At 69.0% G+C, this 26,502-nt stretch carries 28 protein-coding genes; 15 read left to right on the forward strand and 13 right to left on the reverse strand.

Features of this window, described 5'->3' with window-relative positions; genetic code table 11:
* Nucleotides 1-57: 57 nt before the first annotated feature.
* Complete coding sequence (locus ACTWQA_RS29525) at nt 58-582, reverse strand: GNAT family N-acetyltransferase (RefSeq protein WP_443162316.1); 525 nt, start codon at nt 580-582, stop codon at nt 58-60.
* Between the two features lie 58 nt (nt 583-640).
* Here ACTWQA_RS29525 and ACTWQA_RS29530 point away from each other — a divergent pair, with 58 nt between their 5' ends.
* The 6 genes from ACTWQA_RS29530 (at nt 641) to ACTWQA_RS29555 (ending at nt 5,576) form a co-directional block, all read left to right on the forward strand.
* On the forward strand, nt 641-1,324 hold the full coding sequence (locus ACTWQA_RS29530) for a hypothetical protein (protein WP_443162317.1): 684 nt from the start codon (nt 641-643) through the stop codon (nt 1,322-1,324).
* Nucleotides 1,321-1,896: a helix-turn-helix domain-containing protein gene (locus tag ACTWQA_RS29535; RefSeq protein ID WP_327581462.1), complete on the forward strand. Its 576-nt coding sequence runs from the start codon at nt 1,321-1,323 to the stop codon at nt 1,894-1,896. Before ACTWQA_RS29530 ends, ACTWQA_RS29535 begins: the two co-directional genes overlap by 4 nt.
* 201 nt (nt 1,897-2,097) lie before the next feature.
* The gene (locus ACTWQA_RS29540) at nt 2,098-2,655 is read left to right on the forward strand and encodes a dihydrofolate reductase family protein (RefSeq protein WP_443162318.1); all 558 of its coding nucleotides are present in this window, start codon (nt 2,098-2,100) and stop codon (nt 2,653-2,655) included.
* 24 nt (nt 2,656-2,679) lie between these two features.
* Nucleotides 2,680-3,870 (forward strand): DUF1266 domain-containing protein, encoded by a 1,191-nt coding sequence (locus ACTWQA_RS29545; protein ID WP_443162319.1) that lies wholly within the window; start codon nt 2,680-2,682, stop codon nt 3,868-3,870.
* A gap of 48 nt (nt 3,871-3,918) precedes the next feature.
* Nucleotides 3,919-4,731, forward strand: coding sequence for a TetR/AcrR family transcriptional regulator (locus ACTWQA_RS29550; RefSeq protein ID WP_443162320.1), 813 nt, complete (start codon nt 3,919-3,921; stop codon nt 4,729-4,731).
* A 65-nt stretch (nt 4,732-4,796) separates the two neighbouring features.
* A complete protein-coding gene (locus ACTWQA_RS29555; protein ID WP_443162321.1) occupies nt 4,797-5,576 on the forward strand; it encodes a trypsin-like serine protease in 780 nt (259 codons plus the stop codon).
* A 25-nt stretch (nt 5,577-5,601) separates the two neighbouring features.
* On the opposite strand, the gene ACTWQA_RS29560 is transcribed toward ACTWQA_RS29555, so the two are convergent.
* Nucleotides 5,602-6,273 carry a GntR family transcriptional regulator gene (locus tag ACTWQA_RS29560; protein ID WP_443162322.1) on the reverse strand — a complete coding sequence of 224 codons (672 nt, stop codon included), beginning with the start codon at nt 6,271-6,273 and terminating at the stop codon, nt 5,602-5,604.
* A 102-nt stretch (nt 6,274-6,375) separates the two neighbouring features.
* Between ACTWQA_RS29560 and ACTWQA_RS29565 the strand changes: the two genes are divergently transcribed.
* Nucleotides 6,376-6,807, forward strand: a complete 432-nt coding sequence (locus tag ACTWQA_RS29565) for a VOC family protein (RefSeq protein ID WP_443162323.1) — start codon at nt 6,376-6,378, stop codon at nt 6,805-6,807.
* A gap of 26 nt (nt 6,808-6,833) precedes the next feature.
* On the opposite strand, the gene ACTWQA_RS29570 is transcribed toward ACTWQA_RS29565, so the two are convergent.
* The 5 genes from ACTWQA_RS29570 to ACTWQA_RS29590 all read right to left on the reverse strand — a co-directional run bounded on the left by ACTWQA_RS29570 (nt 6,834) and on the right by ACTWQA_RS29590 (nt 10,214).
* Nucleotides 6,834-7,586 (reverse strand): ABC transporter permease, encoded by a 753-nt coding sequence (locus ACTWQA_RS29570; RefSeq protein ID WP_443162324.1) that lies wholly within the window; start codon nt 7,584-7,586, stop codon nt 6,834-6,836.
* A 220-nt stretch (nt 7,587-7,806) separates the two neighbouring features.
* On the reverse strand, nt 7,807-8,217 hold the full coding sequence (locus ACTWQA_RS29575) for a VOC family protein (protein WP_443162325.1): 411 nt from the start codon (nt 8,215-8,217) through the stop codon (nt 7,807-7,809).
* A gap of 5 nt (nt 8,218-8,222) precedes the next feature.
* Nucleotides 8,223-8,672: a helix-turn-helix transcriptional regulator gene (locus tag ACTWQA_RS29580; RefSeq protein ID WP_443162326.1), complete on the reverse strand. Its 450-nt coding sequence runs from the start codon at nt 8,670-8,672 to the stop codon at nt 8,223-8,225.
* A 193-nt stretch (nt 8,673-8,865) separates the two neighbouring features.
* A complete protein-coding gene (locus tag ACTWQA_RS29585; protein ID WP_443162327.1) occupies nt 8,866-9,345 on the reverse strand; it encodes a VOC family protein in 480 nt (159 codons plus the stop codon).
* Nucleotides 9,342-10,214, reverse strand: a complete 873-nt coding sequence (locus ACTWQA_RS29590; RefSeq protein ID WP_443162328.1) for a sigma-70 family RNA polymerase sigma factor — start codon at nt 10,212-10,214, stop codon at nt 9,342-9,344. Before ACTWQA_RS29590 ends, ACTWQA_RS29585 begins: the two co-directional genes overlap by 4 nt.
* Before the next feature lie 127 nt (nt 10,215-10,341).
* On the opposite strand from ACTWQA_RS29590, the gene ACTWQA_RS29595 reads away from it, so the two are divergent.
* Nucleotides 10,342-10,755: a VOC family protein gene (locus tag ACTWQA_RS29595; protein ID WP_443162329.1), complete on the forward strand. Its 414-nt coding sequence runs from the start codon at nt 10,342-10,344 to the stop codon at nt 10,753-10,755.
* Between the two features lie 426 nt (nt 10,756-11,181).
* Here ACTWQA_RS29595 and ACTWQA_RS29600 read toward each other — a convergent pair whose 3' ends face one another.
* Complete coding sequence (locus ACTWQA_RS29600) at nt 11,182-11,904, reverse strand: VOC family protein (RefSeq protein ID WP_443162330.1); 723 nt, start codon at nt 11,902-11,904, stop codon at nt 11,182-11,184.
* Nucleotides 11,905-12,030: 126 nt separating this feature from the next.
* Complete coding sequence (locus ACTWQA_RS29605) at nt 12,031-12,504, reverse strand: SRPBCC family protein (RefSeq protein WP_443162331.1); 474 nt, start codon at nt 12,502-12,504, stop codon at nt 12,031-12,033.
* Nucleotides 12,505-12,652: 148 nt separating this feature from the next.
* On the opposite strand from ACTWQA_RS29605, the gene ACTWQA_RS29610 reads away from it, so the two are divergent.
* Entirely contained in the window at nt 12,653-13,225 is a 573-nt protein-coding gene (locus tag ACTWQA_RS29610) for an ArsR/SmtB family transcription factor (RefSeq protein WP_443162332.1), read from the forward strand.
* A gap of 427 nt (nt 13,226-13,652) precedes the next feature.
* Here the strand turns inward: ACTWQA_RS29610 and ACTWQA_RS29615 are convergent, their stop codons facing one another.
* Nucleotides 13,653-14,222 carry an RICIN domain-containing protein gene (locus ACTWQA_RS29615; RefSeq protein WP_443162333.1) on the reverse strand — a complete coding sequence of 190 codons (570 nt, stop codon included), beginning with the start codon at nt 14,220-14,222 and terminating at the stop codon, nt 13,653-13,655.
* A gap of 579 nt (nt 14,223-14,801) precedes the next feature.
* On the opposite strand from ACTWQA_RS29615, the gene ACTWQA_RS29620 reads away from it, so the two are divergent.
* The gene (locus tag ACTWQA_RS29620; protein ID WP_443162334.1) at nt 14,802-17,729 is read left to right on the forward strand and encodes a polysaccharide lyase family 8 super-sandwich domain-containing protein; all 2,928 of its coding nucleotides are present in this window, start codon (nt 14,802-14,804) and stop codon (nt 17,727-17,729) included.
* A gap of 456 nt (nt 17,730-18,185) precedes the next feature.
* Here ACTWQA_RS29620 and ACTWQA_RS29625 read toward each other — a convergent pair whose 3' ends face one another.
* Nucleotides 18,186-19,037, reverse strand: coding sequence for an SDR family NAD(P)-dependent oxidoreductase (locus tag ACTWQA_RS29625; RefSeq protein ID WP_443162335.1), 852 nt, complete (start codon nt 19,035-19,037; stop codon nt 18,186-18,188).
* Between the two features lie 235 nt (nt 19,038-19,272).
* Here ACTWQA_RS29625 and ACTWQA_RS29630 point away from each other — a divergent pair, with 235 nt between their 5' ends.
* The 3 genes from ACTWQA_RS29630 to ACTWQA_RS29640 all read left to right on the forward strand — a co-directional run bounded on the left by ACTWQA_RS29630 (nt 19,273) and on the right by ACTWQA_RS29640 (nt 21,943).
* Nucleotides 19,273-20,205, forward strand: a complete 933-nt coding sequence (locus ACTWQA_RS29630) for an RNA polymerase sigma-70 factor (protein WP_443162336.1) — start codon at nt 19,273-19,275, stop codon at nt 20,203-20,205.
* Between the two features lie 309 nt (nt 20,206-20,514).
* Entirely contained in the window at nt 20,515-21,738 is a 1,224-nt protein-coding gene (locus ACTWQA_RS29635; RefSeq protein WP_443162337.1) for a cytochrome P450, read from the forward strand.
* A 7-nt stretch (nt 21,739-21,745) separates the two neighbouring features.
* Nucleotides 21,746-21,943 (forward strand): ferredoxin, encoded by a 198-nt coding sequence (locus ACTWQA_RS29640; protein WP_443162338.1) that lies wholly within the window; start codon nt 21,746-21,748, stop codon nt 21,941-21,943.
* 4 nt (nt 21,944-21,947) lie between these two features.
* On the opposite strand, the gene ACTWQA_RS29645 is transcribed toward ACTWQA_RS29640, so the two are convergent.
* Together ACTWQA_RS29645 and ACTWQA_RS29650 are read right to left on the reverse strand one after the other, a co-directional pair.
* Nucleotides 21,948-22,520: a hypothetical protein gene (locus tag ACTWQA_RS29645; RefSeq protein WP_443162339.1), complete on the reverse strand. Its 573-nt coding sequence runs from the start codon at nt 22,518-22,520 to the stop codon at nt 21,948-21,950.
* 539 nt (nt 22,521-23,059) lie between these two features.
* Entirely contained in the window at nt 23,060-24,490 is a 1,431-nt protein-coding gene (locus ACTWQA_RS29650) for a serine hydrolase domain-containing protein (protein ID WP_443162340.1), read from the reverse strand.
* 227 nt (nt 24,491-24,717) lie between these two features.
* On the opposite strand from ACTWQA_RS29650, the gene ACTWQA_RS29655 reads away from it, so the two are divergent.
* Both ACTWQA_RS29655 and ACTWQA_RS29660 read left to right on the forward strand, forming a co-directional pair.
* Nucleotides 24,718-25,509, forward strand: a complete 792-nt coding sequence (locus ACTWQA_RS29655; RefSeq protein ID WP_443162341.1) for an arginase family protein — start codon at nt 24,718-24,720, stop codon at nt 25,507-25,509.
* A gap of 249 nt (nt 25,510-25,758) precedes the next feature.
* Nucleotides 25,759-26,172 carry an SgcJ/EcaC family oxidoreductase gene (locus tag ACTWQA_RS29660; protein ID WP_305925053.1) on the forward strand — a complete coding sequence of 138 codons (414 nt, stop codon included), beginning with the start codon at nt 25,759-25,761 and terminating at the stop codon, nt 26,170-26,172.
* Nucleotides 26,173-26,502: the final 330 nt, after the last annotated feature.

The raw sequence follows: 26,502 nt of genomic DNA on the forward strand, positions 1-26,502 counted from the left end.
GGGACGTACGCGGCCGCCGGTCGGTTAGACCCGGTCGGTTAGACGACGGGGCGGGCGTCAGACGGGAAGCGGGAGTTCGTAGCGGCTGACCCAGGTGCGGGGGCCGTCGTCGCGGCGCTGGCCGGGAGCGCCGCCCACGGGCACGTCGCCGCGGTGGACGAAGCCGCGTGCCTCGTAGTAAGCCCGCAGCCTGCTGTTGGAGGCCACGCAGTCCAGCCGCAGCATCTCCCGCCGGTTGCGGCGAACGGTGTCGGCCGCCCAATCGAGGATGACCGCACCCAGACCGGCCGCCCGGCGGCGGACCGCCATCCGGTGCACGTAGCCGGCCGAACCGGCCGCATCCGACCACAGGGGGTCGGACCAGTCCAGGGTGAGCGTGCCGACGGCCGTGTCGCCGGCGCGGACCAGCCACGTCTCTCCCCGTGTGATCGCCTCGTCGATCCAGGAGGGCTCGAAACGGTCCGGCCACTGGGTGACCTCGCGCCGCCTGAGCCAGTCCGCCGCCTCGTTCAGCACGCTCAGGACCTCTTCCGTGTGGGCCGGTGAGGCGCGGTGGAAGGAGAGGTTCGCGGGTGTCGGCATGCGTCGATCCTACCAGTTCGTTTGATAAGATGAACGCATGGTTCACCAAAATAGTGCGTTGCAGCATGCCCTCTACCTCGACGACGCCTACCTCACTGAGATCACCACCACCGTGATCGCGGCCGGGCGGGACAAGGCCAGTGGCGCGTGGGTCGCGGTGCGCGACAACCTCTTCCACCCCCAAGGCGGCGGACAGCCCGCCGACCGCGGCTGGGTGGGGGAGCGGGAGGTCGTCCCCGTCCGCCATGCCCCCACCGGCTTGGTGGTGCTCACCGGGGGCGAGCCTGGACCGGTCGACGGCGACGTCGTCCACACCCGCGTCGACGCCGATGCGCGGCTGCTGCACGCGGCTCTGCACACCGCCGGCCACCTCGTCGAAGCGGCGAGCAGGGCCGAGGGCTGGACCCTGGCCGGCAGCAACCACTTCCCCGGCCAGGCCCGCATCGAGCTCACCCCGTCCGAGACGGGCACGCGCCTGGCCGACGCCGAGGACCGGGACAAGGCCGCCGACCGGCTGCGCGCGTTCGTGGCCGCGGCCGTGGCCGACGACCTGCCGGTCGTCGCCGAGCGCGACGCCGCCGGCCGCCGGATCGTCCGGCTCGGCGATCTGCACGCCGCCCCCTGCGGCGGCACGCACGTCCGCAGTCTCGCCGACCTGGCGCAGGTGACGATCTCCGCCGTCAAACTCAAAAAGGGCCGCGTACGCGTCTCCTACACCGCCTCCCACAGGCCGGCGCGGTGAGCACCGCCGACCGGGACCGCCGTCCCGCCAGCAGCGCGGCCGCCGCGGCCGGCGCCCAGATCCAGCGCCGCCGCCGGCAGCGAGGCATGAGCCAGGCCGAGCTGGCCCGCCGCACCGGCCTGAGCAAGGCGACGCTGTCGCAGCTGGAGGCCGGTATGGGCAACCCCACCCTCGACACCCTGGACGCCATCGCCGTCGCCTTGGCCGTCCCGCTCACCGACCTGCTGACCCGGGCGAACGACCCGGGCGTCGTGCACCTGCCGGCGACCGCCGCCGCCGGCGACGGTCCCACGCGTGAACTGCTGCGCCGCATCAGCGGCGGCCACAGCCTGGAGATCTGGCGGCTGCGCCTGCCACCGGACACCGCCGTCGACGGCGTGCCCCACGCGCCCGGCACGACCGAGCATCTCCTGCTCGCCTCCGGCCGCCTCGTCGCCGGCCCCGCCGACGATCTGCGCCGGCTGGAGCCCGGAGACATGCTGGCCTTCGCCGGAGACGCCCCGCACCACTACCGCACTGGCGAGGTGCCCGCCGACGTCACCGTCGTCATCGCCTCTCCCGCCGCGGGCTGACCGTCCCGTCCGCCTCACTCGCCGGCCGCGTCATGCCCGGGCGAGGTGAGTCCAGGCGGCAAGGGCGGTGTAGGGACCCGGCGGCCTGCCGAACATGGCCCCCGGCCAGCGCCTTAACCTCATCGGAAGAAGACCGTAAGGTCCTGACGGCAGCGTTGAGCCAGTACCGAACCACAAGCGACTTCGAAGGAAAGACCTCTCATGCGCACGTTCAAGCTCCAGGTCCAGACCTCCGCCGACGGCTACATGGCCGGCCCGAACGGCGAGATGGACTGGATGACGTTCCCGTGGACCGACGACATCAACGCCTACATCGACGCGATGACCGAACCGGTCGACTGCATCGTGCTGGGCCGCCACCTCGCCGAGGGTTTCATCCCGGCCTGGGCGTCCGGCCCGGCGGGCGAGACTCAGGAGACGATCGACTGGATGAACAACACGCCCAAGGTCGTGATCTCCAACAGCCTCACCGAGTCGCCCTGGGAGAACGCCACCGTCGCCGGCGGGGACCTCACCGAGATCGTCACCAAGCTCAAATCGCAGCCGGGTGGGGACATCATCACGTACGGAGGCGGCACTCTCGTGCGAGAGCTGATCGCCAAGGAACTGATCGACGAACTCCACCTGTTCGTCAACCCGACCGCGCTCGGCGCCGGAATGCCGGTGTTCCCCGAGGCGCGCCGGCGGCTGCGCCTGGTCACCGCGCGGCCGTTCGCGTGCGGGATCACCGCGCTGCACTACGAGCCGGAGCGCTCCTGATCGGTTTCGCTAGGGTTTGTCGGCATGGGTATGCCGAAGAGGAACGTGGCAGGTCAGGGGCCGGCATGGGTGCCGCCCACCGATGTCGAGCGGGCGCTGGCCGAGGCCAAGTCCCGGGGCGACTGGGATGCGTACGTGCGCGTCCTGCTGGGGGCCGACACGTTCTCCTACAAGCCGAAGGAGCAGGTCGACAGCCGCAAGCTGGGCGTGGACTGGCAGACGGAGCAGGGCCCCGAGGGCAAGCAGTGCCTGGTCGTCTACACCCGGGGGGAGTTGCCCGGGAGGCGGCCCGACCTCGTCGCCTGCCCGGTCTCGTTGCCCTTCCCGCCCGAGGAATGGTGGGGGTCGGAGGTGCAGGGGATGCTGGTCAATCCCGGGAGCCCGTCAGGGACGTACTTTCCCGACGCCAAACGCAGCCGCCGGCACTGGAAGTCGCTGAAGAAGAGCGTCCAGGACAAGGGCCACGACGCCGACCAGATGCTCACGAAATACACCGGGCCGCTGCACGGGCCCCTCGCGCACGGGCTGGCCTGCGGCGGGCAGCTGGCCGTGCACAACGGGGTGATCTGGAACGAGATCGGCGACGTCTACAGCAGCTATGCCGATGACGTGGAAACCCTGCGCGAGTCGTGGGGCGTCACGGATCGGCACGGCTGGCAGACGCAGGTGACGGCGCTGCTGGAGGGGCGCAACAGCCCGGCCGAACCGGAGTTCGTGCTGCAGGTGCGCAACGATCTCGCCCGCCAGTACCCGGGCTCGCACCGGGACCTGTCCACATGGCAGCGGGCGACGGCCGGCATGCTCACCCAGCGGGGCGTGAGCCGGCCCGGCATCGACGTGGTGATGCAGCTGATCGGGACGATCATGCGGTACGAAGAGCGCTTCCGCGCCGACGGCCTCCTGGCGCCCGACGCCTTCGTCACCTCGGCCCTCGGCTACGACTTCGGGCGGGCGGTGAACTTCGCGCGGTGGGGCCTGAGCGCCCGGTTCGCCGAGCCGTACGAGACCGAGCACGTGGTCATCCAGGCCGGCGAGCTGGCCCGGCGGGTGTATCGGACGTGGGAGGAGTATTCGGCGGGCTACATCCTGGGGCGGGTGTTGCGTTTCGATGAGGAGGCGTTCGGCCACATGTACGACTCCGCGCTCGTCCCGCACCGGATACTCGCTCAGGATCCCGGCAGCCCGTGGCGCAACATCCCTTTCACGGCCAACTGAAATCTTCATAGAGGTAACGTCCAACACGGTGTCGGTAGCATGCTCCGTATGGAAGACCTGGTGGCGGCCGCCCTGGTGGCGGCCGCCCTGGCGGCGGCCCGCGAGCGGGGCCAGGACGTGGCGGAGGTGCCCATCGGCGCGATCGCCGCGGCGGCCGGCATCTCGCGCAGCACGCTGCTGCGCAGGCTGGGCGGCACGCGAGCGGCACTGCACGAGGCCGTGCGGCAGGCGGGCATCGACCCCGGCGGGCGGCGCCCCGTGCGCGAACGGGCCATCGGCGCTGCCGCCGCGCTCATCGCCGAGCGCGGGCTCGGCTCGGTCACCCTCGACGCCGTCGCCGCCGCGGCCGGTTGCTCGCTGCCGAGCCTGCACGCGATCTTCGAAGGCCGCGACGGCCTGCTGGCCGCCGTCTTCGACCGCTACGGCCCGGTGCCCGACCTGGAGGCGCTGGCCGCCGATCCCCCCGACAACATCGCCAAGCTGGTCCGCGAGATCTACAGCACGATGATCGTCGCGTTCGGGCAGGAGCCCCGCGTGTTGCCTGCCGTGTTCGCCGACATGTTCGGCCGCCCCGACGGCCCGGCGAGCCGGATGCTGCAGGCGACCCTTCCCCGGCTGGCGGCCACCCTGCGCACCCTGCTGATGGATCAGGTGCAGGCGGGCCGGCTGCGGCCGCTGCCGTTCCCACTCCTCGTGCAGCTCATGCTCGGCCCGATGGTGGCGCACCTGCTGCTCCGTCCCACCCTGGAGGCCGCGATGGGAGCGGAGACGCCCTCGGTGGAGGAGACGTGCGCGGTGTTCACCGACGCGTTCCTGCGTGCCGCCGCCCTTCCGGTCGCATCCGCCCGCCGAGAATCGTGAGACCGCTTCGGTAGATCTTTTGTCCGATTTGTCACCATACGGCCACAAACGCATACACTTCTCGAATGCGTTTCGTCCCTTTTGTCGTGATTGTTGCCGCGGTGACCATCGGTGTCGCCACGCCTGCGTCGGCCATCACCAACGGCACGGCTGACGGAGGCTCCCACCCCGAGGTTGGAGCCCTCATCGGCGACAAGGCCAATCCCGACGGAACGTGGTCCTACTGCACGGGCACGCTCATCTCGCCGACCGTCTTCCTCACCGCCGCCCACTGCGGTGAACGCAAGCAGAAGACCGCCCGCGTCTCCTTCGCCAGCCGCTACGAACCCGGGGCCAAGCTCTACAGCGGCCGCTACGTCCCGGACCCGCGCTACAAGGACAAGTCCGACCTCCACGACATGGCCGTGGTCGTCTTCGACGCGCCCATCGCGGGCATCAAGCCCGCCCAGCTGCCGGCCGCCGGCCTGCTCGACAAGCTCAAGGCCGACAAGCGCCTGAAGACCACGCGCTTCACCCCGGTCGGGTACGGCTCCGTGGACCCCACCAAGACCAAGAAGGGCAACGGACGGCGTTTCCACTACACGGACACGCGTAACCAGACGTCCATCTCCTTCGAAGGCCTCTCCCACAGGTGGCTCGACCTGTCGCTGAGCGCCAAGACCGACGGCAGCACGTGCTTCGGCGACTCGGGCGGCCCCAACTTCCTGGGCGGCCCGACCTCGCACCTCCTCATCGCCACGTCGATCAGCGGGGCCGACGACGCCTGCAAGGGGACCAACTACGACTACCGCCTGGACACGGCCACCGCCCGGTCGTTCCTCGGCAAGTACGTCACGCTTCCCTAAATCCCCGGCGAGGCCTCCCGCTTCGTCATGGACGCTGCCCCTCTTCCGTGATGAGCACGTCCAGAGCGTGGCGGCGGTGTTCGGCGAACAGCTCCAGGGCCGCCGCGGTGTCGCGGGCCTGCAGCGCGGCGACGAGCCGGCGATGCTCGTCGGGGATATGGGCCAGGTAGCCGTCGGAGCTGAGGCCGATCCGGGTCAGCAGGAACAGGTGGATCTGGGAACGCAGCGCCCGCCAGGCCTCGTCCAGGCGCTGATGGTGGGCGGCGGCGTAGACGGCGTCATGGAAGGCGATGTCGCAGCGCACCATCGCGTGCGCGTCCTCGGCGCGCTTCATCAGCTCGACCGTCTTGCCGATCTCTGCGAGGTCCTCGTCGGAGGCGTGGGCGACCACGCGCTGGACGGCCAGGTGCTCCAGGGCGCCGCGCAAGCTGTCCAATTCGGCGATGTCCTGCGGGGCCAAGGTGATCACCGTGGCGCCGCGATGCCATGCGCTGCGAACCAGGCCCTCGCGTTCCAGCCGGAGCAGTGCCTCCCGCACCGGGCCGCGGCTGACGTCCAGCGCCTGCGACAGCTCCACCTCGCGCAGCTGGGCGCCCGGGGCGTAGACGCCGCTGAAGATGGCCTCGCGGATGCGGTCGGCGACCTCATCGGCCAGCCCTCGCCGGCGGGCGGGGGCCACTCTGCCCGGTTCACTCATGATCTCCACCTCCATCCTTGTCTTAATGTTAACAAGCTACGATCGTTGAGGTAATGTCAACATTACGACATCCCGATGCTCCAGAAAGGCAGCCCACCCGTCATGAGCGTTCTGGACTCCCCGATTCCGCGCTTCCACCTGGCCATGCCGGTCGACGACCTGACGGCCGCGCGCCGCTTCTACGGCGAGGTGCTCGGCCTGCAGAACGGCCGCAGCGCCGAGACCTGGATCGACTGGAACATGTACGGACACCAGGTCGTCACACACCTGGCGCCGGCCCGGACGCAGCACATCCACAATCCGGTCGACGGCCATGACGTTCCGGTGCCCCACTTCGGCCTGATCCTCACGATCGAGGAGTTCCACAAGCTCACCGAGCGGCTGCGTACGGCGGGCGTCCCGTTCGTCATCGAGCCCTACGTGCGCTTCGCCGGCCAGGCGGGGGAGCAGTGGACGATGTTCCTGCTCGACCCGGCGGGCAACGCCCTGGAGTTCAAGGCGTTCGCCGACGACTCCCAGGTTTTCGCCACCTGACGGCGGCGATGCCCGCATCGCCGCCGTCAGGTGGGCCGGCGGGCCAGGCACCCACGGGCGGCCAGTTCCACCGTCACCAGGATCGCCGTGGCCTCGGCCGCCAGCAGCGCCACCAGAACCACGAGCTGGACGATCCCCGCCTCGATCGGGCTCGCCCCGCCGATCAGCATGCCCACGAACGCCCCGGGCAAGGTGACCAGCCCCACCGTCCTGGTCTGGTCCAGGGCCGGCACCAGCGCTTGAGCGGCCGCGGGACGGCAGATCTCCAGCGCGGCCTCGCGAGGCGAGAACCCCAGAGCCAGGGCCGCCTCCACCTCCCCTTTACGCTGGACCAGCTCGTCCATCGCCCGCCTGCCGGCCAGGGTCGTGGCCGTCAGGCAGCCGCCCAGCAGGATTCCGGCGATGGGGATGACGACGATCCCCTCCGTGGAGATCGCCCCGGTCACCAGCAGGATGGCCAGCACCGGCACGGTCCCGGCCGCGATCGGCACACCGGCCCACCACAGCCGCCTGCCGCCCGCGACGCGCTTGCCCGCGGTGAACGTGGCGACGCCGTACATCAGCAGAATGAATGCCGCGACGGCCAGGGAAGAGGCGACGACCCAGGCGATCACCGCCGACACCGCGCCGAGTTGCAGCGCCGCCCTGAGACACGCGGTCACCACGGCGTTGCCATGGCCCAGTCGCCCGGCCCAGGCCACCAGAGCGCCCAGCGCGACCAGCAGGACCAGCACGACCGGCAACCACGGTGTGAGGGAGATCAATGATGAGCTGCGCACGGCAATCAGTCTCCCGCTTCGGTGACGGATCCGGGCCGCTCGTACGCGCACGGGACATCAGGCAGTGCAGCTCTTGTCAAAGGCGTCGGCGCTCAGACCAGCCAGCCGCCGGTCACGCAGCACCTCGCGGTAGGACCGGCTGGCCTCGCGGGACGCTTCGGTGGGCATGGGTCTGGTCTCCTGCTGGGAGTCGGCCCGAACGTCCGGTCAGCCGGACGGCTCAGCGCCGTTCCTGGATGCGGATCATGTTGCCCGCGGGATCGCGGAAAGCGCAGTCGCGAACCCCGTACGGCTGCTTGGTCGGCTCCTGGATGACCTCGGCGCCGCTGGCCTGCACCCGCTCGAAGGTGCCGTCGAGGTCGGCGGTGGCCAGGACGATGCCGGCGTAGGTGCCCTTGGCCATCATCTCGACGATGGTGCGGCGCTCGTCGTCGGTGACGCCGGGATCGGCGGCCGGCGGCTCCAGGACGATGGACGTGCCGGGCTGGCCGGCGGGGCCGACCGTGATCCAGCGCATCCCCTCGTATCCCACGTCGCTGCGGACCTCGAAGCCGAGGGTGTCACGGTAGAAGGCCAGGGAGACCTCCGGGTGGTCGTGCGGGAGGAAGCTCGAGTGAATGGTGATGTCCATGCTCGTCACGCTAGGTGCGGCTCGCTCGTCGGCGCTTCTCGATTCCTGATCGGTCTGGTCACCTGTTTCGCCACGCACGACGGTATCCCCGCCGTCGCGCGCGCCGCCTCGCGCCGATAGACGCTCGGCGGCACACCGACCAACTCGGTGAAGCGCGTGCTGAACGTGCCCAGCGACGAGCAGCCGACCGCGAAACAGACCTCGGTGACACTGAGGTCGCCACGCCGCAGCAGCGCCATCGCACGCTCGATGCGCCGCGTCATCAGATAGGAGTACGGCGACTCGCCATAGGCGAGCCGGAACTGGCGGCTGAGGTGCCCGGCCGACATGTTCACGCCCCGGGCGAGCGCCTCCACGTCCAGCGGCTGCGCGTACTCCCGGTCGATCCGATCGCGGACGCGGCGCAGCAGCGCGAGGTCGCGCAGGCGCTGCGTCGCGGCGGAACTGCTGGTCACATCAGAATCGTACGCCGCGCCGGAGTCGCCTACCGCCCCCAGCGTCCCATGCCCCAGTATCCCTCGGATCCGCGGCCATCTCGGCTTCGTCCGCGCATGGGCGTGGACCACGACGCGACCGGGCGATCCGCAAGGCGGCGCAGGCCGGACAGGACAACCCCGCCGATCCGGTCAACGTCGCGCTGGAGCGCGTTCAGGGTGCCTGGCGGCCCGGCGCGGCGTGTGCCTGCCGCGACGGGAGTGCCTGGACTACCTGCCGCGGCTGGGTGAATCGCAGCATGTTGCCGGAGGGGTCGAGGAAGGCACAGTCGCGGACGCCGTCGGGCTGGTTGATCGGTTCTTGCATCACCTCAGCGCCCGCGGCCTCGATGTGCGCGAAGGTGGCATCGCAGTTGCCGGTCACGAAGACAAGCCTGCCCAGCAGGCCCTTGGCCATCAGGTCGGCGATCGCCTGCCGGTCGGCCGGCGAGGCACCCGGGTCCGCGCCGGGGGTGGTGAGGACGATCTGCACCTCCGGCTGCGACGGCGGGCCGATGCTCACCCGTCGCATCCGCTCGGTTCCGACGTCGTCGCGTATCTCGAAGCCGAGCACGTCACGGTAGAAGCCGAGCGCCTCGTCAACGTCGTGGACAGCGAGAGTGCAGGACGAGAGCTTGAGATCCGCGGGGGTCAACGCCGCTCCTTGTCGCCGGCGGGAAGAAAGACGATGTCGAGGTCGCGGAGCCGGTCCGGGTCCGTGTCGATGGTGATGCGGGTGATCTTCTCGTCATTGACGGCGAACGTGAAGACGGCCATCGGCCGGCCGCGGTGCGACCAGACGGCCGCCGGAACGCCGTCGACCAGAGCGAGCCGGGCGGCCTGAGCCCGTCCGGCGAAGAAGGCCGCCACCGCGTGGCCGCCCCGGACCTCGCCGACCACGACGTCCGGATCGAGCAGTTCCAGCAGGGCGGCGAAATCCCCGCCCCGGGAGGCGGCCAGGAAGGCCGCGACGATGTCCCGCTTCGCCGATCGCGCGGCGTCGGATGCGCAGGCCGCTCCTTGCAGCCGGCGCCGGGCCCGGCTGGCGAGCTGCCGGGCCGCCGCCGGGGAGCGGTCGATGATGGTGCCGATCTCGCCGAACGACACCGCGAAGACGTCGTGCAGGACGAACGCGAGCCGCTCGGCGGGGGTCAGGGTGTCCAGCACCACCATCAGGGCGACACCGACCGAATCGGCCAGCAATGCCTCGTCCTCGGGCCCGGCCTGGCCGGTGGGGTGGAGGGTGGCGTGCGGCGCGGCCGGCTCGGGCGGCAGCGCCCCGGCCGAGTCCTCGCGCCGGTTGCGGCGTGCCTCGAGCATGTTCAGGCAGACCCGGGCCACGACCGTGGTCAGCCACCCGCCCGGGTTCTCGACCTGGCCGGTGTCGGCGCGGCTGACCCGCAGCCACGCCTCCTGCACCGCGTCCTCGGCCTCGCCGGGTGAGCCGAGCATCCGGTAGGCCACCGCGTGCAAGCGGTCCTGGTGCTCGGCGAACCGCTCGCTCAGCCAGTCGTGCTCGGCCATCTGTCACATTCCTCCGTTTCGCCGGTCATATCGATTGACCGGCGAACCCGCGCCGATGTGACATCCGGGCCCGGCCCGGACGTCCGGCCTGCCGGTTCAGCCACCTTAAGTACAAAGGAGACAAGGCGTGAAAGCGCACGTGAGCTCGATCCTCCTCGGCGTCCGGGACATGGACCGGGCCAAGCAGTTCTACACCGAAGGGCTCGGCTGGACGGTCAAGCATGACTACGGCGTCTCGGTGTTCTTCGCATCGGACGCAGGCTCACTCGTCGGCTTCTACCGCCGCGAAGGCCTGGCCGACCAGGTGGGCACGAGCCCGGAAGGCAGCGGCTTCAGCGGGCTGGTCCTGACCTACGTCGTCCGCAGTGAGGCGCGGGTCGACGAGATCATCGCCGAGGCCGGGAAGGCCGGCGCCACGATCCTCAAGCCCGCCGGCGCCCTGCCGTGGGGCGGGTACGGCGGCTCCTTCGCCGACCCCGACGGCTACATCTGGAGTCTCGCCTACAGCGCCCAGGCAACCGACCAGCCCTACGCGGAATAGCCGCCGAGGAAACCCTCCGGCGAGCGCGGGTGAGGCGGCCATCGCCCGGCACGCTCGCCGGACTCCTCTGCACGGATGGTCCCTCACCATGACTGACGACGTGACCGGCACCGAGGACTAGGTTCGGCGTCGACGCGGGATCGTGTCGACGCCGAATCGGTTTGACAAGGCCTTTGCGCCGCTCCCAGCCTGTGGTGGGTGGAACGCGGCGACCGTGCTCGTCCATGACCGCGCGCGATGCTTGATCACTGTCGCCGCAGCCATCCCGGGCACGGCGATTGCCTCGGCGAGGAACATGGGACCGGTACTGGGCCGCGTGAGTCACGAACCGCGGCGCACGAGCCGACCTGGGACGGCCGGCGGTCCGCCGGCATCACACCGGGCCGCGGGGTGGAACGCAGGCGCGCCATCCCCGATCTGGTCACGCTATCGGGGAGTCAACACACAGAACTCATTGCCGTCGGGATCGGCCATCACCACCCAGCTGACCTCGCCCTGGCCGATGTCGATCCGAGTCGCTCCGAGGGAGATGAGACGGTCGACCTCCGCTTGCTGATCACCGTCGACGGGTGGAGCGAGGTCGAAGTGCAGCCGGTTCTTCCCGGTCTTCGGCGCCACTGGCGGACCGCCCCAGGTGATCTTCGGACCGCCGTGCGGCGAGCGGATCGCGGTCTCTTGGTCCTGGTCCCAGACCAACGGCCAGCCCAGCGCTTCGCTCCAGAAGTAGCCGACTTCCTGCGAACCGTCGCTCGCAAGCGCTCCGATGAATCCGCAGTCGGCGAGGAATTTGTTGTCCGGCTCGATGACGCAGAACTCATTGCCTTCGGGGTCGGCGAGCACCACATGACCCTCTTCCGGGAGTTGCCCGACGTCGATGTGCCGCGCACCGAGTCCGAGCGCCCTCTCCACCGTCTGCTGCTGATCCTCGAGGGACGCGCTCGTCAGATCGAAGTGCATCTGATTCGGGCCGATCTTCTTCTCCTGGGTCGGAAGAAATCCGAGTCGGAACCCGGTGTCATCGCTCGGCAGGAGCGCGATGCCGTCTCGAGAGTCACCGGCCATCTCCCAGCCCAGGACCCCGGCCCAGAAGCGCGCGAGACCGAGCGGGTCGTTCGCATCGACGCAGAGCGCGACGAGCTGAGAAGTCATCCCGCATCTCCAATCTGCCTACTCACGGGCCCAGACAGGGCACCTCCTCCGAGCGCATGACGGACGCAACGCTAGCCCGCTCGAGGACTGCGACGCCAACGCTTTATGGGCCCGTCCTGCGCGACCTCAAGTGGCGGTCTCGGTCGTCTCCCTGATGTGCGCGTTACGCAGCAGAATCAGCTTGGTCATGTAACGCCGCAGGACGAGAGCCTCGGCGAGGGTGCCCAATGAGCCGGCGGGCGCGGCGAAGTCGACGATGTCTTTCATAAGGGTGGCCTCGACACCGCTGTCACCGACGTGTGTCGATTCGAAGGTATGCGCGTGGCGCCGATACCGAAATGGGCCGCGTATTTGTTCGTCGACGAAGTACGAGGGCCGGATGTAGGCACTGATCGTCGAGGTCAGGTGCCAGGTGAAGCCGAAGTGCCGCGCGCGCCACGTGACGTGATCACCTAGGGAGAGCTGCCCGGAAGTGACCCCTGCGACTGCTTGCTCGCGTGAGCCACGCATGGAGGAGGCGTGTAGTTCGACAGACAAGGACGCGTCGAAGACGACCGGCGGCGGCGCGAGAACCAAGGTGGCCACCTCAAAACGAGACATACGCGGATGTTAGTCATCGCGTGAAAGGCGTCACCGCGCGGGTACGGCGCTCTGCTGATCGGCTCGGGCCCGGTATGGGATGGCGTTGCCATGCCCGCGTCAGCCGCCTACGCTACTTCGTAATTACGGACTAACGTAGGAGAGTGTGATGAGCGAGGACAGGCTCGCCGAGCTCGAGCGCCGGATCGCCCGCCTGGAGGGCCGGGTCGACACCGTTGGCCCACCGCGACGCCCTCCGGAGTCGCCGTCCCTTACCGCAGCAGCCACCGGCATGCTCCGCCAGGCGAAGAAGGAGGACAAGCTCGGGACGGTGGGTTACGTCGGAGCCGCACGGTTGGCCGGCGGCGAGAGCCTCTGGGACAGGCAACTCTCGCTCGCGGAGTTGCTGTCGGCCGATTGGGCGCCGGTGGCCGACATCCTGGAGTCCCTGGGCAGCCGGCCGCGGCTGGCGCTGCTCGCCGCACTCGTACGACAGGGCGGGTGCACGAGTGCCGACCTCCAAGAGTCCCTCGGCGCAGACGGCGAGCAGACCACCAGCGGCCAGCTCTATCACCACCTACGCGCGCTGCAGAGTGCCAGGCTGATCACACAACGGCGGCGCGGCGAGTACGCGTTGGCACCTCAGGCCATGATTCAGGTCCTCACCATCCTCGCCGCGGCGTTCGACCTGGCCAACGACCCCCCGCTTGGCCTACCTGCCGATCTCCCCAACCCGGAATGACCAAGCGGGCAACAAGATGAAGGGAAGATCCGAGGGAAGTGTCCGGCCGCCTCGCGGCAGAACACTTTGGGCGCCTTGAAGGAGCGAGAGCGGATGCGCCGCACCATCCACGCGGCGAATCGCTGCTCGCGGACCACCCGAGGCGGCTACGCGACCGCCTTCTCAGCGGATTCATCCGGCGCGGCGGCCGCCAGGCGGCGCTTGCGCTTGGGCAGGCCGAAGGTCGGGTGCCAGATGCCTCACAGCGAGATCTTGACCACGATGATCTCGGTGTCCGCCGGGGACAGCCGGCGGGCCAGGGTCCCGGCCACGTAGGCCCCGGCATAGCCGGCGCCGAGGACGACGATTGTAGGATCCGCAGATCTGTGTCGGATAGCAGCGTTTGGACCGTCTGCGGCGCACTTTGGTGTGCCTGTTCGAGGAGGCGCTATCCGCGGGAGAAGTCCCAACGCTGGTTGGCGCGCCCGTCGCAGCGGAATTGAGCGGCCTGTCCGCCGTTCGCGATGCTGGCGTGCGAGATTCCCAGGCAGAGGCCACTCTTGCGGTTCACCAGCGCGAACGATTCTCCCGGGTAGGGGCGGGGGTCCATAAGCCAGTCCTGGTTCCAGTCGCCGGCCGGTTTTGCCTGAATGGCGTTGGCGCCGGGATCGCCGCTGGCGTGGTTGATGCCGAGGTTCTTGTGCGAGCCGAGGTTTTCGAAGCTGGTGTACTTGCCGTCCAGGACGGGCTTCCATCTCTGGAATTTGGATCGGGTGTAATCCCATTGGACGATGCGGGCCGCGTTGGCAGTGCTATGACGCCTGGGCTGCAGGTATCGTCCGGAGTTGTAGTTCACGAGGTAGAGGCCGGCGGCGGCGTCGAGCTTCGCGACCAGTGACCGCGCGAAGGCCCGTTCGTCGCTCTGCGGCGAGTCTGGCTGAGCGGCCGCCGGGCTGGCGAAGCCGACGACCAGGGCGCCTATTGCCGACGCCGTGGTGATTGAGCGCAGAATGTTCATGATCAGGCGGCGGACGGTCCGATGTGCGTCTGCCCAGTCCGTTTACCCGCCAGTGGGCCTCCGCTTGTCATCTGCAGTCTTCGGTCGCGCCGCTGAGAGTTCTATGCCTTTATGCGCACAGCGATTGATCAGGCGTGTACGGAATCCATTACCGGTGATCGTGTTGGCGGTGACCTCGCTGCGATGGTTATCTGCCGGTCCGCCTCGGCATGTCGAATCCGACAACAAACTGACACGGAGGCGCGGATTTCGACAGCGAAACGCGGATCCTACAACGATGCGGTGCTTCACGTGTCGCTCCTGTCGGTTCTACGTTGGCCGAATGCAGGTCGCCGTGCAGCCAGAGCGCCGGGCCAGCCCAGCCGGGTGCGGCGGCGGCGGCGTCCCAGACCGCGCGGAAGGCGTCCGGGTCGGTAACGACGGGCGCCGTTCGAATGTATAGAGCCCTTGCAGTGCAAGCGCCGTACTAGCGCCGTACTAGCGCCGTACTAGCGCAGCGCTAGCGCGGTGCTATCCCAGGGGGCCGATCGCCCCAAGGGCCTCAACCGCAACTCGGACTTTCTGAAACAATGCCGCCTCATGAGTCACCACAGAATTGTCGGCAAGTCCGGCGTGAGCGGATTATCCAGGCGGACCGTCCTGAGGCTAAGCGGTGCGGTCCTCCTGGGAAGCGGGATAACGCTTCTTGCAGGTGGTCCGGCCGGGGCCCAGCAGCAGGACGACTACGACATTTTGCGTCTGCGGTATCGCGATCTGTATATCGGCAGTGACGTCGACGTCCTCGACCCGGTGTATAAATCCAGGCTTGACGAGCTGAGTGCCACCGCCTGGGACCTTTCCCAGCGCATGATCCGGTCCGACGGACGAACGATGCTCTGGCCGGACCTGCCGCTGGACGGCCCGCAAGGGGACAACGCCGGGGCGAGCTATGCCCGGCTGCTCTCGATGACTCAGGCATGGGCGACCACCGGCACGGCTCAGCACGGCAACGCGGACCTCGTCGGCGACATCATCTCCGGGCTGGACTTCCTCCATGCGGTGGCGTTCAACGAGGCGAAGCAGCAGGCCGGCAACTGGTGGTGGTGGGAGATCGGCATGCCGGGGCGGCTCGCCCGGATCGCCACTCTCGTCTACGACCACCTGAGTGCGACCCAGTTGTCGAAATACCTGCGTGCGATCGATGCGTTCTGCCCGAACCCGGACTACCGGAGCGCGAACCCCTCGATGGCGGAGACTGGCGCCAACCGGGCCGACAAGGCGCTGATCGTGGCGATCCGCGGATTTCTCGGCAAGAGCGCGGCAAAGCTCCAGCTCGCGCGCGACGGGCTGTCGGACGTGGCCGGCGGCGGAGCCAACAGCCTCTTCCAGCTGACCACCTCCGGGGCCGGCCTCTACGCCGACGGCTCGTACGTCTTCCACACCTACATCCCCTATACCGGAACGTACGGGAACGAGATGCTCGGTGGCGTCGCCGACATGGTGGCACTTCTCGGCGGCTCGAGATGGGAGATCACCGACCCCGACCTGACGATCGTCCTGAATGCGGTCGAGTCCGCCTTCGAGCCGCTGATGTGGAACGGCCTGATGATGGATTGCGTACGCGGCCGGGCGATCTCCCGTCAAGGAAGCGGGGATCTCGGCACCGGCCGGCAAACGACGACGAACGTGCTGATGTTGGCCGCCGGGGCGCCCGATGGCTACGCCGATCGTTACAAGGCCCTGGCAAAGGGATGGATCGAGCGCAATAAGGCGCAGGATTTCCTGAACTATGCCTCGATCCCGGCGATCTCGCTGGCCAAGGCGGTCCTGGAGGACTCCTCGGTGCCGGCTGCCCCGGGATCGGTGGCGAGCCATGTCTTCGCCGGCATGGATCGGGTGGTGCACCGACGCCCGACCTGGGCGTTTGCGATCAGCATGTCGTCCCGGCGGATCGCCGCGTACGAATCGATCAACGGCGAGAACCGCCGCGGATGGTATCTCGGCGAGGGCATGACATACCTCTACAACGACGACCTCAGGCAGTTCAACGACGCCTTCTGGCCGACGGTCGACCCGTACCGGCTGCCGGGCATCACCGTCGACACCATGCCCCGGCTCGACATGGGCGGCGGTCAGGGGTTGTACACCCCGAACGCCCAGTGGGTAGGTGGCGCCGCCCTCGACGAACGGTACGTCAGTGCCGGCATGAGCCACCAGGCCGACGGCAGCGAGCTGGAGTCGAAGAAGTCCTGGTTCTGCCTCGACGACATGGTGGTCGCCCTCGGCGCCGGAATCAACGGCGGTGGCGAGTACTCGCGTCCCCCGGTCGCCGACGCGCGAGTCAACGGCGGGGCGCATGCCGACACGAACTACGGCGACAGCCAATGGCTGCTGGTGAAGAACCACGCGAACCCGAGCCTCACCCGGGAATCCTTCCTGCGGTTCGACCTCGGCGGGCTGCGGCCGGACGTCGCGTCCGCGCGGCTGGTGTTCCACGCCCAGGTCGTCGACTCCGGCGGCGACACCGCGACCGTGAACGTCCACCGCGCCGGTGACGGCTGGGAAGAGGACACCATCACCTGGGACACCAAGCCGTCGATCGAATCACGGCTGGCCACGATGCGCACGACTGCGGCCGGCGGCTGGTTGTCGGTTGACGTGACCGACTACGTACGTGGCCGCGTCGGCACGGGCCACGTGGACTTCGCGATCCTGCAGCCTGCGGGGCAGGGACTGTCGGTGCAGATCGGCAGCCGGGAGCACCGCACGCTCAGGCCCGTGCTGAGGTTCACGCTCGCTGAGCCAGTCGAAACCGTCGAGACGATCGTGGAGAATCGCAACCTGCACGCGTCCGGCACGAATGCGCTCACCGTAGACGGCACCGTCCAGCCGGTCCGCCAAGGCTGGTCGGAGACGTTCCCGGCCGCACGCTGGGCCCACCTGGAAGGCGTCGGCGGATACGTGTTCCCCGGCGGCGCGGAGCTGCACGCTTCGCGCGCCGAACGCACCGGCAGCTGGCGCGACATCAGCACCGGCACCGTGGTCGGTGACCCGACGCCGATCACCCGGCGCTACCTGACCATGTGGTTCGACCACGGGTCCGCTCCGGACCAGGCGACGTACGCCTACGCCCTGTTGCCCGGCGCGACCGCCCAGCAGACCGCGGACCGCGCCGAGGGGCTGGTACGGATCGTGGCCAACAACGAAGAGCTGCAGGCGATCGAGGTGAACGAAGCCGGCGGGACTCTGTTCTTCGGGAACTTCTGGGTGCCCGGCGACGGTGATGGGCTCACCACCGATGCCCCGGCCGCCGTCGTCGTCCGTCGCGCGGACGGCCAGATTCGGGTTGCGGTGTCCGACCCGAAACGGACGGGGAGCACCATCAAGGTCACCCTCCCATATCCGGCTTCGGCCGTGCTCTCCGCTGACTCGACGGTCACCGTCTCGACCGGGAATCGGCCCGTGGTCACCGTCAAGGCGGCCGGTTCGGCCGGTCGTTCCCATCAGGCGGTGCTGGCGGCCGGCTGACCGGAGCGCGGGGACGATCCGCCTGAGCGCCGGTGACGGCTTCGCGTAGCGCCTGTGCGGTTGAGGACTCGCGCTGGCGAGCGCAGGAAACCGATCAGCGGCCCGAACACCAGGGGAATGAGGCGGACGTCCCTCAGCCGGGTCACGTCATGGCCACTGATGGTAACCAGGCACGGCATCGGCCGACTCCCCCGGACGGCGGACTCAATGCCTGACATGCCGGAAGACCCCCGAAGTCACTCGTGAGGCAAGACGCGATGACGCTACATGCCACACATGGCTGACTATCCAGAGTCACCCGAAGATAACCCTACGTCCCCTGACGTGACCCACTTGCCTGACAATCCCAGATAAATCCGTCAGGTAAGTTCCCATAAGGCCACTCGCCTTACGTGCCTGCCGGTCCAGACGGACCCCAGACAACGCTTGCTCCGGTGAGCTGACTCCGCCCTGGGGTCACCGATTTTCTTGATCGAGATTGCCGTGAGCCTCCGCCGAAAGGTCCTGCCAGTCGGCCCAGGTCTTGAGCCGGTCGGCGTAGACCTGCTGGAGCATCGGGTAGAAGCCCTGCCCGAAGAGCACCCGCAGGGGCGGGTTGTCGGAGTCGACGATCTTGAGGAGTGCCTGGGCAGCGGCGGCCGGGTCACCGGCGGGCTGCTTTCCCGCGATCCCGGCGATGCGCCGGCGGAGACCGTCGTAGATCGGGTTGGTCGCGGCCAGGTGGCCGTTGGCGAGAGGATCGGGATTCTTGCCGGAGCGGGTGGCGAAGCCGCCCGGCTCGACCACGGTCACCTTGATGCCGAAGTCGGCGACCTCTTGGGCGAGGCTTTCGTTCAGGGCTTCCAGGGCCCACTTGGAGACGTGGTACGCGCCGCCGAGCGGCATGGCGATGAGCCCGGCGGCCGAGGACAGCTGGATGATGTGCCCCGAGCGCTGCTGGCGCAGGTGGGGCAGCGCGGCCTGGATCACCCACACCGCGCCGAAGACGTTGGTCTCCAGCTGGTCGCGCAGTTGCTGCTCGGTCAGCTCCTCGATTGCGCCGATCATGGCGTAGCCGGCGTTGTTCACGATGACGTCGAGCCGGCCGAAGTGCTCCTTGGCCCGCTTGACGCTGTCGAAGACGGCGGCCTTGTCGGTCACGTCCAGCTCGAGCGGGAGCACCGCGTCGCCATAGGCGGCGACCAGCTCATCAAAGCTTCCGGTCGTGCGGGCGGTCGCGGCCACCTTGTCGCCGCGGGACAGGGCGGCCTCGACGAAGTTGCGGCCGAGGCCGCGGGACGAACCGGTGACGAACCAGACCTTGCTCATGACGTCTTTCCTTCTTTCTGTGGTGGCGGATTTCCACGGTGGACACCACTCGTGGGGCCGCGTGCCGTGCGGATGGTTCGCGCGGCATCCTGTCGGCCATGGAGACACCGGCGTCCCAACCCCTGTGACGGCGCGGCTGTGTGACATACGCCACCGGCCGCAGGTGTCACAAAGCGGTGGCGACCGGTGTTTTGTGCGTGTCACACCCTCGAGAACCAACAGGCGGGAGCCAGGCATGAGCGAGCGGACCACGGACCCAGCCGAGCCGCCCGCTCACGGCGAGGGCATGGACTGCGCCACCGAGTCGTTCGTCGCCTACCGCAACCTGCTGTTCACCGTCGCCTACGAGATGCTCGGCTCGGCCACCGACGCCGAAGACGTCCTGCAGGAAACCTGGCTGCGGTGGATGAAGGTCGACGTGGCGCAGGTGAGCGACCAGCGCGCCTACCTGGTGCGGATCACCACCCGGCAGTCGCTCAACCGGCTGCGCACCATGAAGCGCCGCAAGGAGGCCTACGTCGGCCCCTGGCTGCCCGAGCCGCTGCTCACCACGCCGGACGTGGCCGAGGACGTCGAGCTCGCCGAGAGCGTGTCGATGGCGCTCATGCTCGTCCTCGAGACGCTGTCGCCGACCGAGCGCGCCGTCTTCGTGCTGCGCGAAGCCTTCGATGTCAGTTACAACGAGATCGCAGCCGCCGTCGGCAAGAGCCCCGCGGCCGTTCGCCAGATCGCCCACCGCGCCCGGCACCACGTCGAAGCCCGCCGCCCTCGCGAGGCGGTCTCTCCCGGCGAGGCCCGGGCGGTGTTGGAGTCGTTCCAGCGCGCGCTCCAAACCAAGGACCTGCAGGGCTTGCTTGACGTGCTCGCCCCCGAGGTCGTGGTCATCAGCGACGGCGGCGGCGTCAAGCAGGCCGCGCCGCGTCCGATCATCGGCGCCGACAAGGTGGCCCGCTTCATCGTCGGCGGCCTCGGCAAGGCCCAGGTCGCGCTCACCAGTGACCCCATCGTGATCAACGGCAACCCGGCCCTCCTCGTCCGCGTGGACGGCGAGATCGACGGCGTCATCGCGATCCGTGTTGAGGACGCCCGCATCACCGGCCTCTACTACGTCGGCAATCCGAAGAAGCTGACCCACCTCGAAGCCGAAACCCCGCTCACCCTGAGATGAACAGACCCTGTCCGGTCCGTCGACCGCACCCGAATGCTGCCCGGCTGGTCCGGCACGCTTGGCCACCGACCTGCGCACGCCGTGCCGCCACCGTTGCGGCGGGACTACTGAGGACGCCGGAATCACCGGACCCTACGTTCGCAACCCCAAACGAACGGACCCGCATCGAATCCGCGACCCCGCTCACCCTCGGGGAAGCCAGACGCGGTGCCTGGTCAGCCGCGGCTGTTCCGCCGCCGGTGTTCACCGCAGAACAAGCCCGAACAGCCCCACGCAGACTCAACCAGATCTCTTACTAGGGGGTCATTCATGACGAAGAACGTCGTCGGCGAACTCGCCGGCCTGGAACTGCCGGTCGAGCGGAGCTGCCCGTTCGCCCCGCCCGCCGCCTACGAGCGGCTGCGCGAGCAGGCGCCGATCAACAAGATCCGCCTGACCAGCGGCGGCGAAGCGTGGTGGGTGTCCGGGCATGAGGAGGCCCGTGCCGTCCTCGCCGACGGCCGCTTCTCCTCCGACAAGCGCAAGGAGGGCTTCCCGCTCTTCACCCTCGATGCGGCGACCCTGCAGCAGCTCCGCAGCCAGCCGCCGTTGATGCTCGGCATGGACGGCGCGGAACACTCCGCGGCCCGCCGCCCGGTGATCGGCGAGTTCACCGTGAAGCGGCTGGCCGCGCTACGCCCGCGGATCCAGGACATCGTCGACCACTTCATCGACGACATGCTCGCCACCGACCAGCGGCCGGTCGACCTGGTGCAGGCGCTGTCCCTGCCGGTGCCCTCCCTGGTGATCTGCGAACTGCTCGGCGTCCCCTACACCGACCACGACTTCTTCCAAAGCCGCACCACCATGATGGTGCGCCCGACCTCGCTGGAAGACCGCCGGCGAGCCCTCGCCGAACTGCGCGCCTACGTCGACGACCTGCTCACCCGTAAGGAGTCCGAACCCGGCGACGACCTGTTCAGCCGGCAGATCGCCCGGCAACGCCAGCAGGGCGCCCTCGACCACGCGAGCCTGGTGAGCCTGGCGTTCCTGCTGCTGACCGCCGGACACGAGACCACCGCGAACATGATCTCGCTCGGCGTGGTCGGGCTGCTCTCCCATCCGGAGCAACTGGCCTTGGTCAAGGCCGACCCGGGCAGGACGCCCATGGCCGTGGAGGAACTGCTGCGCTACTTCTCCATCGCCGACGGGGTCACCTCCCGGCTGGCCACCGAGGACGTGCAGATCGGCGGGGTGGGCATCAAGGCCGGCGAGGGCGTCATCGTCTCCGGCCTGTCGGCCAACTGGGACCCGGCGGCGTTCAAGGACCCGGCCGACCTGGATGTCGAGCGCGGGGCCCGCCACCACCTCGCCTTCGGCTTCGGCCCGCACCAGTGCCTCGGCCAGAACCTGGCCCGGATGGAACTGCAGATCGTCTTCGACACGCTGTTCCGCCGCATCCCCACCCTGCGGTCCGCCGTACCGGTCGAGGACCTGGCGTTCAAGACCGACGCCGTCATCTACGGCGTTCACGAACTCCCGGTCACCTGGTGAGCAGGACATGATGCGGATCACAGCCGACACCGACCTCTGCGTCGGCTCCGGCCAGTGCGTCCTGACCGAACCGGCCGTCTTCGGCCAAGACGACGACGGCATCGTGACCCTGCTGACCGACCGCCCCGACGACGAGACCGTGGCGCAGGCACGCGACGCCGTCACCCTGTGCCCGTCCCGAGCCCTGTCCATCCTGCGGGAGTAGGCCCCTACCCGGGTGGACGACGTGTCCGCGCCAGTAGAGGGCGACCGGTCGCATCGAGCCTGGGCGCTGGTGGCGCGGTAGGTGTCCACCGGCGCCCGAGCCGGGTCAGGGAAGCTGCAGGTCCCTGAGCTGCCGGCGGGAGGTGATGCCGAGCTTGCGGAAGATGCTGCGCAGGTGCGTCGATCGTGCGCGGGCTCAGGAACAGCTGCGCGCCGACCTCCTTGGAGGTCGCCCCAGTGGCTACCAGGCGTGCGATGTGCAGCTCGTGGGCGGCGTGCGCCGCGAACGCCTCCAGGCCCATCTCGGACAGCAGCTTGTGGGCGGTGCGGAGCTGTTCGCTCGCATCCTTGCGCCGGCGTTCGCGGCGCAGCCACTCGCCATAGACCAGGTGGGTGCGGGCGAGGTCGGGCACCCTCCGGCAGTCGCCGAGCCGCTGGATCGCCTCGCGATACAGCTCCTCAGCGGCCGGCCCCGTGCTCATCAGCGCCCGCGAGCGAGCCTCCAGTCCGAGCGCCCACGAGGTGCCGCTGGCATGGGCCCGCAGGCTGAGCCGCTCCAGCGCTGCGGCCGCGCGCACCGGTTCGCCGGCGCGGACGGGCGATCGACGACCTGCGTGGGGATCCCCGCTCGGTCAAGTTCCACCGGGCGCTGTCGGTCACGTTCCTGCACGGCACACCCACCCAGGAACCGGCCGCCGAACACCTCGCCCTGCCCTTCACCACCTACCGCCGCCATCTGGCGGCCGGCATCAAACGCCTCTGCGCCGACCTGTGGCACCAGGAACTGTACGGCACCAACCCACCGGCGTACCGAACCCCCTGAGCCGCCACACCGCGCCAGCGCGCGGCGGCGCTGCTGGGTGCCCACGCGGTATGTGGACCTGGGCGTATGCGCACGCCATCGCGCCGCTGCGACCGGGTGAGCACCTGGCCGTCGGCCCTACCTGGGCGCGTACCGCAGTGAACAAATGAGGCATCGCGATGATCAGTCCGACACTCAAGCCACGCATGGTGCCGCGATAATCAAGGGTGGTCAAGGCGGTCAGAAGTAGGTGCCGAGGATCGGGTGGCGGAGGTGCCGGCGCCGGGCATCACGGGATGCCCCGGTCACCATCACCTACGCGACGTCGGGCCGGGTCATCAGCGGCGACCGCAGATGCAACTCCAGGCTGGGGCTGGTCAGGGGCACGGTGCTCCACGTCGCCGCCGCTGTCCCCGCGTCGGCGTCGAGCACCAGCCGGATCCGGTGCGGGGTGGTGATGACGTAGAGGTCGGCGACGAACGTGTTGCCCTGCCAGGCGCCGGCGGCAACGACCGGGCGGCCGAGCGGCGAGCTTTCCCACCATGTGCCGTGGCCGACGGCGACCTTGAGGGACGACCCGAGTTGCAGGTGCCATCCGCCGTCCACCGGCTCGACCGCCACCGTGGTTCCGTCAGGCAGGGCCGAATCCTCGGCGGAGGCGTCGATCCTCGCCGCACCGGAACGGGAAGGGGCAGCCGACCCCGGCACCGGCGCGAGTGACAGCCGCCGCAGGCGATCAGCGAGGATCTCGTCGTCCCGGGGGCTTCCCGCGTCATCCAGGCCGGGCAGCAGGCAGTCCCAAAGGACGCTCGGCAGGGCGTGTGTCTGCTCGACGGCGGCGGTGAGGACGACCACGAGATCGTGGGACGGGACGACCACGCATTGCTGGCCGAAGGCGCCGTTGCCGTGGTAACCGTGCCGCGACATCCAGAACTGGTAGCCGTACCCGCAAAGAAAGTCGGGGTTAGCCGAGCCGTCCTCGAGTTGCCGGGTCTCGATGTGCCGCCTGGTCGCGAGCTCCACCCATTCGCCCGGGATGAGCCGGCGGTCGCCCCAGACGCCTCCGCGCAGCAGCAACTCGCCGAAGGCGGCGACGGCCTCGGTCGTGAGGTGCAGCCCGTGGAATCCGAAGGCGGAACCGCTCGCCACCCGATCCCATTCGGCGTGGTCGACGCCCATCGGCTGGAACAGGCGGTCGTCGAGCAGCTCCGGCAGGCCGCGGCCGGTGACCCGTTCCACCATCCGGGCCAGGACGAACGTGGTCGCATTGTCGTAGGTGTGCCGAGTTCCCTCAGGCTCAGAGAACGGTACGCGTAGAAAGCCCTTCACCAGGTCGCCCGGTTCCAGCTGCCAGGCCTCGGCGAGGCTGTCCGCGCTGTGCCCGGCCGTCATGGACAGCAGGTGGTGCACGGTGAGGCGGCGTCCCTGCTCGGAAATGTCGGCCGGAACGTGGTCGGGCAACACGTCCACCACCCGGTCGTCCAGCGAGAGCAGCCCGTCGGCGATCGCGAGCCCCACCGCGACCGAGGTGAACGACTTGGTCAGCGAATAGAGCAGATGCGGGCGCCCGGCCGAGTACGGCGCCCACCAGCCTTCGGCCACGACGTGACCGTGGCGTACGACCATGATGGAGTGGAGCTCGACGGATTGTGCTTCGAGCCGGTCCAGCAACGCGGCGATCGAACGGGACGAGACCCCCGAAGCCGCCGGTGTCGAGCGCGGCAGCAAGGCCGGCTGAGAACTCATTCGGGCACCCTAACAAGGCGGACTGCCCGATTTCTCCGGAATTTCCTCCGCGACGAGACGACCGCCGTTCAGCCGGGTTGTCGGCCGCCGATTCGTCCGGCACCGGGGCGGTGATGAGAGAGCCTTCTGGATAGCTTCCTGCCATCGTGCCGATCTGGTGGAAATTTCCTTGACGAAGCAACAGATCGATCTAGACCCTTGATTCTGGCATCTCGTATCGTCGCCGCATGACGACTGTGCTCTGCGTACCCCAATGGCAAGGATCGGCGTCGGGCAAGGCGCCGCAGCTGATGGCCGGCGCTCGCCGCGCCGCCGACCTCGTTCCGGCCGACACGGTGGTGACCGTGCCGGTGCTTGAAGCGGGCGGGGAGAAGGCCGCCGGGATCCGCGCGTACGACGTGCTCGTGGAGAACCAGCGGCTGACGCAGAAGGCACTGGCCGGCATCGACGACCGGGTGATCACTATTGGCGGCGATTGCGCGGTCGACATCCCGCCGATCGCCGCTGCCTACACCCGCTATGGGGACGCCTTGACGGTGCTGTGGATCGATGCCCACCCGGACGTCTACAGTCCGCAGACGCTGCCATCGGGCGCCTTCCACGGGATGGTGGTGCGCGCCCTGCTCGGCGACGGACCGACCGGCCTCACCCTGGAGCATCCGCTGGCACCACATCAGGTGATCATCGCTGGAGAGCGAGCGGGTGACGCGTCCGAGCACGAGTACCTCGCGACGACCGGCCTGCGCAGGTACGGCGTCGACGACCTGGAGCGTGCACTCGTCGGTCTGCGCGGCCCCGTGTACGTCCACATCGACCTCGACGTCCTGGAGCCCACCGCCTTTGGCGCAACCTGCTACCCGGAGCCGAACGGCGTGCAGCCGCAGCGACTGATCGACCTCATCTCCCAGGTGGACGACATCATCGGGGCAGCCATCACCGAACACGCGCCATCCAGCGACGACGTCAACCCCGGCGAGGCCGAGGTGATCCGCCAGCTGGGCGCCGCCCTGACGCGCTGACGGTCGACTCATCCTCGGTGCCTCCATCGGCCCTTATCCGCGATGGAGGTGACGTCTTTGGGCTTGCTCGCGGAGGCGGTGTCGTTGCAGCTGCGCGGGCGATGACCGGGCCTCGTCACGTCGCCCGCCCTGTGCGCCGAGTACGCCTCAACATCTCTTGGCGGGCGCGATGAGTTCCGACCCCGCCGCCGGTATGTATGACGAGTTCGCCGGAATGACCCGAGCGAGCCGATCACAAGGGAGAATCTGATGTCGAACACTCGCGTGGAAGACGAGGCCGCAATCCAGGCCGTGCTGGTTGATTCCTACAAGGCGTGGGAGGCCGGCGACGCCGACGGCATGGTCGCCAACTACACCGCGGACGCGACCGCCATCATGACCGGCTCGCTCCGCGACAGCCGTGACGTGATCCGTCAGAACATGGCCCTGGCCTTCGAGGGGCCGCTCAAGGGCAGCTCGACCTACAACAAGCAGCTCAGTATCCGCTTCGTCGGCAGGGACGGCGCGATCGTCGTCAGCGAATCCGCCATCCTGTTCGCCGGCGAGACCGAGGTTCCGGACGACCTGCGTAAGGTGAACGCGACCTGGGTTTTCGAGAAGCGGGACGGCCAGTGGCTGATCGCCGCCTATCACAACAGCCCGGTGCTGGCGCCTGAGCAGTGAGCCGCGGTTGCGCGGCGCGAAGGAAGCCCCGGGACGTTCGATCCCGGGGCGGTCATTGAGCGTTTCGATTACGGTTCCACGCGCTGGCGCAGCCACATCGGTCGCGGTGAGTGAGACCGGCGTCAGGTTCCCGGGTGAGAACCGAGACCCCCGCCGAGCGCATGGTGTACGCGACCTGGGTGCTGGAGAACCGTGAGCTGTTCTTATCCAAAATCCGGGACGCGTGCTGTGGCCGGCCACCAGCCTCATCTTCGTCGTGGGAATGCTTCGAAGAGAAGGGTGGTGGCCGTGCGGTCCACTCTGGCACGTGCCCACGCCGACGGCGCGGGT

The sequence above is a fragment of the Nonomuraea sp. 10N515B genome, assembly GCF_052245915.1.
GTDB lineage: Bacteria > Actinomycetota > Actinomycetes > Streptosporangiales > Streptosporangiaceae > Nonomuraea.